Origin of the sequence: Streptomyces sp. SID14436 (assembly GCF_010548465.1) — a bacterium.
Taxonomy (GTDB): Bacteria; Actinomycetota; Actinomycetes; order Streptomycetales; family Streptomycetaceae; genus Streptomyces.
Map to the genome: position 1 here is coordinate 1 of NZ_JAAGMD010000193.1, position 3,570 is coordinate 3,570.

The window sequence follows — 3,570 nt, forward strand, 5'->3', positions numbered from 1 at the left end:
TGCGTGCTCGGCCGGCCCGCGAGCGGCCCGCCCCGACGCGCGCGAAGCGCCCGGCGTTCCGGTGGCCGGTTCCGTACCCGGGGGCGCCTCCCGCGCGACGCCGTCCGTCCGGGGGCGTCGGCGGGCCTCGGCGGCGAGGAGCCAGCGGTGGTGCAGCTCCAGACGTTCCTCCCGCGTCGCCCCGCACAGGGCGGCGAAACGCTCCACGGGGGCGAAGTCGACGGGGACCGCGTCACCCGCGCAATAACGGTGCAGCGTCGAGGTGTTCATGCCCAGGCGGCGGGCCAGCGAGCCGTAGCTGCGGTCCGTGCGTTCCTTGAACTCGCGCAGCAGCGACGCGAACCGCGCCACCTCGTCCTGCTCCGACACCGTCACCCCGCACTCGAATGGCCCGACACCGGCCCGGGACGGCATCCCAGGCACCTCATGAACCTGCACGTCACAGGGGCTGGGATGGTTCCAGGCCCCCCGATCCGGCGACGTCGCTTGCCTCGTGCTCCCGGGACGGCCGATGCTCTTGGTGTCGCCCCGACGGCCACCGCGACGGACCGGCCCGGCCGTCACGGCGGCCCCGGTGCGCATGCCCGGGCCCGGGACCGTCCGCGCCCGTCACGCCGTACCGCCCCGCATCCGATCACGTTCCTACGGGGGACCGCCATGCCCATGCGTACCCGAGCCGCCGTGCTCGCCGCTCTCACCGCAGCCGTCGTCGCCGCCGGCACCGCTCTGACCGTACCGGCCGGGGCCGCGCCGGCGAAGGCGGCGCCCAAGTTCCTGTCGGCCTCGCAGCTGCCGCCGCACCCGTCCTCCGAGTGGACCGCCGGCCCGGTCACCGACGGCTTCCCCGTGGAGCTCGCCTACTGCCTGGGCGAGGGCGTGCCCGCCTACGACTACCGGCACCGCGTCTTCCACACCGACCTGGACACGGGTGCCGTGCAGGTCACCGTCGTCACCGGGTCCGCCGCGAAGGGCAGGGCGCTGGCCGCCCTGCTGAACAAGGAGATCCGTACCTGCGCCCAGCGGCTGGAGCAGTCCGACCCGGAGGTCGACGCCGCCTACCGCTCCTACGGCCCGGTGCGGGTCGAGGAGGGCGCCAAGGTGCACGGCCTGCACACGGAGATGTCCTGGGGGGCCAACGACATCCACCTGCTGTCGGTGGGGCGGGACGGCCGGACGGTGACCGTCGTCGGGTGGGGGCAGATGGGCGACTTCTCGGACGCCCCGGTGTCCGCGTTCAAGAAGACCACGAAGACGGCCGTGAACAAGCTCTACTGACCGGCACGGCCGCCCGGTGGACCGGGGTCGTCCTCTCGCCACGGGGGTCGGGAGGACGGCCCCGCACGCGTGTTCCGGCCCGCGCCCGCGATACGTGGCCGTCGAAGTTCGGCCAACTTGGGCCGACGACGGACCGTGACGACCCGGCATGACTTCCCGCACCGGTGACGGGGCATGGATTCCCCTGGACCGTTCGAAGAACGTGTTCGGGCAAGGGGGAACCGACATCGGAACGCGGGCGGGGGTCATGAAGAGGCAGGTGGGCGGGGGCGGTTCCGGCGGGGCCGGGACGACCTCGGTACAGATGGTGGAGGAGAGGACCGGCGCCGGCGCCGCACATCCGGCCGGCGCCCAGTTGCGGCGCAGACTGGGCCGGGCCGACCTGCGGGCGGTGCCCGAGTCCCGGCGGGCGCTGCGGGAGCTGCTGCGGCAGTGGGGGAGGCCCGGCGGATCGGAGACGGCGGAGCTCCTCACCAGCGAGCTCGTCACCAACGCCCTGGTGCACACCGACGACGACGCGCTCTTGACGGCCACCGTCGGACCGGGCGGCGTGCACGTCGAGGTGCGGGACTTCGTGTCCGGCGAGCCCCGGCCGCTGCCCCCGGACACGGGTGACCGCACGCACGGCCGGGGGCTGGCCCTGGTGGCGGCGCTCGCCGACGCCTGGGGCGTCAGGACGCACGGGGTGGGCAAGGCGGTCTGGTTCGAACTCGGCGCGGACGCCGCCTGACCGGCCGCGCGGAGCGGCCCCGGGGCCACCGGGACCGCATGGACCGCGACGGGGTCGCCGGTCAGCCGAACTGCTGCTCCAGGTCCTTCAGTTTGCGCTCCAGGGAGTCCAGCCGCGGCAGGGCCTGGGTGTCGTCCTCCGCGGTCAGGTCGACGGGCGTGCCGTCAGCGCCGCTGCGGACCGGCTGCAGGGAGTGACGCGCGCGCACGGGCAGGGCTTCCGGCGCCGGTATGGCAGGCTCCGAGGAGACCCGCTCGAGGTCCGTGGCCCGTTCGACCGTCGGCGTGTCCAGCTCTCGCCCGCCGCCCCGGCCCACGAAGCCGCGGTGGCCCCGGCTGATGGCCTTGAGCCGGGCCCGCTCGACGCGCTCCTGGTCGCGGCGGCGGCGCCGCGTCTCGTCCTTCTGGCGCTGGTCCTCGCGGACCTCCTCGACCGCCTCGTCCAGGCTGCGCACGCCTTCGAGCAGCATCAGCGACCAGGCCCGGTACGTCTCCCGCGGGGCCCGCAGCCAGCGCACGATGCGGATCTGCGGCAACGGCCGCGGCACCAGGCCCTGTTCACGCAGGGCGGCCCGGCGGGTCTGCTTCAGCGCCCGGTCGAACAGCACCGCCGCCGACAGGGACATGCCCGCGAAGAAGTGCGGGGCGCCCGCGTGGCCGATGCCCCGGGGAGCGTGGACCCAGTTGAACCAGGCCGCGGCGAAGGCGAACGTCCACACGAGTATGCGCGAGCCGAGGGCCGCGTCGCCGTGGCTGGCCTCGCGCACGGCGAGCACGGAGCAGAACATCGCCGCACCGTCCAGGCCGAAGGGGACGAGGTACTGCCAGCCGCCGGACAGGCCGAGGTTCTGTTCACCGAAGCCGACCAGGCCGTGGAAGGACAGGGCCGCCGCCACCGCCGCACAGCAGAAGAGCAGTACGTAGGAGACGGTGCCGTAGATGGCCTCCTTGCGCCTGCGGCGCTCCTCGCTGCGCTCCCACGAGTCGTCCGCACTCGTGTCCTTGACCGAGGAGCGCTTGCCGCGCGCGAGCACCGCCACCGCCGCCAGCATGCCCAGGAGCAGCACGGCGCCCGGAAGCAGCCAATTCAGCGATATGTCGGTCAGTCTCATCTAGGGGTCCCTTGCATTGGGATAGGGCGTAACGCCCGCCATAGTGGCCCAATCCCGTCGGCCCTCAGGGGTTTTCACGGCAAGAGGCCGCCAATGAAGTGCGAGAGGATGCCCAGGGCGGCGTTCTGCTCGAACTGCCACGTGAGGGGCGGGAGTTGAGTTCGATTAACACTACCCGTAGGGGTGGTTCCACGGAAAGTTTCCGCGACGGGTGAGGGAAGTGTGAAGCAACCGTGACCCGGGGGTGCCCGGGGTCGCGCCGCCGCCGCGGGACGAGAGTTCGCCGGCCGGCCGTGATCCGGCCGGGGCGGGCGGGACCCGGCGGTGCGTCAGCCGGCCTTGGCGGTCTGCGCGGTGGCGCGGCCGGCCGTGCGGGCGGTGGCGCAGGTGCGGGGGCAGGTGGCGCAGATGTCCTCGGGACGCACCGTGTAGAACATGCAGCAGCTCACCCGGT

At 73.6% G+C, this 3,570-nt stretch carries 5 protein-coding genes; 2 read left to right on the top strand and 3 right to left on the bottom strand.

Annotated elements, in window-relative coordinates; all coding sequences use genetic code 11:
* Window positions 1–414, bottom strand: a 414-nt coding sequence (locus tag G3I53_RS06985) for a helix-turn-helix transcriptional regulator (RefSeq protein ID WP_203616710.1), incomplete at its 3' end; no start/stop codon positions are given.
* 243 nt (window positions 415–657) lie between these two features.
* Between G3I53_RS06985 and G3I53_RS06990 the strand changes: the two genes are divergently transcribed.
* Entirely contained in the window at window positions 658–1,275 is a 618-nt protein-coding gene (locus G3I53_RS06990; RefSeq protein ID WP_164338564.1) for a hypothetical protein, read from the top strand.
* Window positions 1,276–1,579: 304 nt separating this feature from the next.
* Window positions 1,580–2,005: an ATP-binding protein gene (locus G3I53_RS06995; protein WP_164338565.1), complete on the top strand. Its 426-nt coding sequence runs from the start codon at window positions 1,580–1,582 to the stop codon at window positions 2,003–2,005.
* 61 nt (window positions 2,006–2,066) lie between these two features.
* Here the strand turns inward: G3I53_RS06995 and G3I53_RS07000 are convergent, their stop codons facing one another.
* Window positions 2,067–3,116 carry a DUF2637 domain-containing protein gene (locus G3I53_RS07000; protein WP_164338563.1) on the bottom strand — a complete coding sequence of 350 codons (1,050 nt, stop codon included), beginning with the start codon at window positions 3,114–3,116 and terminating at the stop codon, window positions 2,067–2,069.
* A 329-nt stretch (window positions 3,117–3,445) separates the two neighbouring features.
* On the bottom strand, window positions 3,446–3,570 hold a 125-nt coding region (locus tag G3I53_RS07005; protein WP_203616712.1), incomplete at its 5' end, for a (2Fe-2S)-binding protein.